Genomic DNA, 3,795 nt, shown 5'->3' on the forward strand with positions numbered 1-3,795 from the left:
TGGGAATATTATGGCAGACTTTTGGGTGCAGGTTTGGCAAGCTTGATTTACATTTTAACACCAGAAGCTGTAATTATTGGGGGGGGAGTAAGTGCCGGTGCAGAACTTTTTTTGCCTGTAGCTAAAGCAGAAATTGAGAGACGAGTTTTGTTGAGTTCTCGTTTAGACTTAAAATTATTAACTGCTAAATTAGGTAATCATGCTGGTATTGTAGGAGCTGCTAAATTAGCTTGGACAAGTTTGCATAATAACTAATTGAAAAATTATCGGTAGTTAGTAGTCAGTAGGAATAGCTTTAATCTCATTTTGTATAGCTAAATTTGACTTCCAGTATTTTAGTTTACCCCATTCATAACATTCTTTTTTGAAATTGGTATTTAGAGACTGTTTGTCAAATAAATCAGGATTTACACACATAAATTATATGTAGTAGATAAAAACTATAGCACTATGGTACATCTAGTGTTTAGATTGGAAAAAGGTGTAGTATCATGTCCGGATAATCAGTGATGAAAAAACTTTTTCCCTTCTGCCTTATTTCTTGTTCAAGGTAAAGAATACCCTGTTACTTTTGTGATAAATTCCACAACCTTTTTATAAGCTTCCGGATCTATCTTAGGACTAATAATAATATCTTTTGTACTATCTGGTAGCCAAAAAGTTATACGACCATTCGGTTCAAAAGCAAATGTACTAATACAATTCAAATTGATAAACCATTCATGGCGGTCGTACATAATTTGCACCCAAAATTCATCATTAGGTAGATAGTTGATCTCAATTTTGTCTTTAATATATTCTAGGACTAACTGATACTCATATTCGCAACTTTGTTTATGTAAAATAATTGGCTGACTGCTATTTGGCAACCAGAAAGTTAGTCGCTTATTTGACTGACAAGAAAAAGCAGTAATACGATCGAGGTCGATCAAGTATTTACTTCTTTCATAATCTATTTTAATCCAGTAGGCCACATGACCTCCTCAAAGCTTTGATTTCTTGCATTTCTCCAAATTAGTGCAAGTTACTCTAAAAGTCCGATCGATATTATTGAGTTACCCTCGATCTAGTAAATTACTACTCAATGAATCTATCCCACTATTTTTAACAGGCTTATTTGTTTAAGTAAAATGTGTTTGAAAAGCTTAATTTTTTGTTTTTAACTCTCAAAATATTTAGGGTTTTTAGCAAAAATATTATTACTGGGGTAGGTTCACTCAATAAAAAATATTTCTTCTTTTATTAAGAAGTTCAACACTACTAATCCTAAAAGTTTGAATGATCGAAGGTAACTATCAGCGATTAATATTAGAAAATATAACAATAGTTAATGCTGTACTTAAGATTATTAGTAATTGCCTAAGAGTAAGACGATTAAACCTGATAACAAACAATAATAAAATTTTTTTTAGTAACTTAAGAAACTAGTCAGCACTGAGGATAGAACCTGTAATAACTACATTATCTTGGGTATCTTCAGCATTATTTACAGACGTATCATAACATTTTTCTTGTGAACTAGCAGCTTGAAAAAAGCCATGAAATAGAGGGTGAGGAGTGCTAGGTCGAGATTGAAACTCTGGATGAAATTGTGTCGCAATAAAGAAAGGATGAGTGGGAAGTTCAATAATTTCTACTAATCTACCATCAGGAGAAGTTCCGCTGATAACATATCCTGTTTCTAACAACAGGTTCCGGTAAGCATTATTAAACTCATATCTATGACGATGACGTTCATAAATCACTTCCTGTTGATAAGTTTTAAATGCCAATGTATCTGTTTGAAGACGGCAAGGATAAAGTCCCAGTCGCATAGTACCGCCCAAGTCTACTACATCTTGTTGTTCGGGTAACAAATTAATCACTGGGTTTGGTGTTTCAGGGTCAAACTCCGCACTATGGGCACATTCCAATTTTGCTATATTGCGTGCCCACTCAATTACTGCACATTGCATTCCCAAACATAAGCCCAAAAAAGGAATTTTTTGCAACCGAGAATATTGAATAGCAGCTATTTTTCCATCAATACCTCTCACGCCAAACCCACCCGGAACAATAATTCCATTTACCTTTTCCAGGTATGTCTTTGCTCCTTTGACCTCCACATCTTCAGAACTGACCCAACGCAGATTTAAGTCCACACCAATGGCTATTGCAGCATGGCGTAATGCCTCTACTACTGATAAATAAGCATCGCTGAGTTGAATATATTTACCTACTATTGCAATTTCGATAGTTGTAGTAGTAGATGATTGGACATTTTGTTTCTCTATTTCAGGATTGTCCCGATGATAAAGACGATTGACCAAAGTTTGCCACCTATCAAGATTTGGTTGACGTTGCTCCATATTTAATAATTCTAGAGCTTGCACGGCTAGTCCTTCTGTCTCTAACATTAGAGGTACTTCATAAATACTTTCGGCATCTTTTGATGTAATTACGGATGCTACAGGTACATCACAGAATTCAGACATTTTTTCTTTTAAGCTGGTGCTCAGTTGGCGATCGCATCGACAGACTAGAATATCTGGCTGAATACCTATAGAGCGCAACTCTTTGACTGAATGTTGAGTGGGCTTAGTTTTCATTTCCCCTGCTGCTGCAATCCAAGGGACTAGGGTAACATGGATATATAAAACATGATTTCGTCCCACATCTTTACGAAATTGCCGAATAGCTTCTAAAAAGGGCTGAGATTCAATATCTCCTACGGTCCCTCCAATTTCTGTAATTACTACATCTGGATTAGCATTTTTGGCAACTCTATGTACCCGCTCTTTTATTTCATTGGTAATATGAGGAATAACTTGAACTGTGCCTCCTTTGTAATCGCCCCGTCTTTCTTTATTGATTACTGCTTGGTAGATTGAACCCTGAGTCACACTATTCAGACGAGACATGGAGGTATCTGTAAATCGTTCGTAGTGGCCCAAGTCTAGGTCTGTTTCTGCGCCATCTTCTGTGACAAATACTTCTCCATGTTGGAAGGGACTCATGGTACCTGGGTCTACATTGATATAGGGGTCTAATTTCAAAATGGATACGGAATAATCCCGTGATTTGAGCAAACGGCCTAAGCTTGCTGCTACAATTCCTTTACCAATGCTGGAAACTACTCCACCAGTTATAAATACAAATTTACTCATAAATTTTTTTTGAAGAAGGTTTTAGGTTTGAAGAAGATTTTAGGAGGTTAGGTTTTAGGTAGTAGGTCAAGGCTGGAAAATTTCATTTCACAATAAGGTTTTATATAAAATTCGACTATACAGTATATGTTTATAATTCTATCCACACTTCAATATTAAATCGGACTACCTCCCCACTTCCCCATCTCCCTATCTCTACCAACTATATAATAAGTATTCAACTGAATTTGATATTAGGTGGTAGGTTAAAGGTAAGCATTTCCTGCGGAATGCTGTGCAAACAGCTATTAGTGTTCAGCTATCAGCTTTTTAATTAAGCAAGCACTTGCTTAACTTCTACTACATTATTTTTAAACAAAGAATTGAATCACAACAACAAGCTTAAATTGTCCACTAAAGATAATTAAAGCTTATCGCTGATGGCTTAATGCTTACGGTTAAAGACTGGAATAATTTTATTTCTGAAGAAGGTTTTATATAGTTATAAATTTTTGTTTTTTTGTGTGGGTTTTCTACTATCAACACTTATTAATACTTTTATTTCAAATTATTAGTTGCTTTTAGACAGTTAATCTACATTCTCACTATACTTGTATATTTACCGAAAAATTGTGGTTTAAAGCCTCCCCTTTTAAGGGGATAATAAAGA

The 3,795-nt window shown here is 35.1% G+C and carries 4 protein-coding genes; 1 reads left to right on the top strand and 3 read right to left on the bottom strand.

What is annotated here, in order from left to right; genetic code table 11:
* The coding region (locus AC3DU7_RS28115) for an ROK family protein (protein ID WP_488042554.1) at positions 1-255 on the top strand (255 nt) is incomplete at its 5' end.
* An 18-nt stretch (positions 256-273) separates the two neighbouring features.
* Here the strand turns inward: AC3DU7_RS28115 and AC3DU7_RS28120 are convergent.
* From AC3DU7_RS28120 to pyrG, 3 genes are all read right to left on the bottom strand, one after another.
* Positions 274-417, bottom strand: a complete 144-nt coding sequence (locus tag AC3DU7_RS28120; RefSeq protein WP_488042555.1) for a hypothetical protein — start codon at positions 415-417, stop codon at positions 274-276.
* A gap of 128 nt (positions 418-545) precedes the next feature.
* A complete protein-coding gene (locus AC3DU7_RS28125; protein ID WP_488042556.1) occupies positions 546-974 on the bottom strand; it encodes a hypothetical protein in 429 nt (142 codons plus the stop codon).
* 450 nt (positions 975-1,424) lie between these two features.
* The gene (pyrG, locus tag AC3DU7_RS28130; RefSeq protein WP_488042557.1) at positions 1,425-3,146 is read right to left on the bottom strand and encodes a CTP synthase; all 1,722 of its coding nucleotides are present in this window, start codon (positions 3,144-3,146) and stop codon (positions 1,425-1,427) included.
* Between the last annotated feature and the right edge of the window lie 649 nt (positions 3,147-3,795).

The sequence above is a fragment of the Okeania sp. genome, assembly GCF_983059655.1.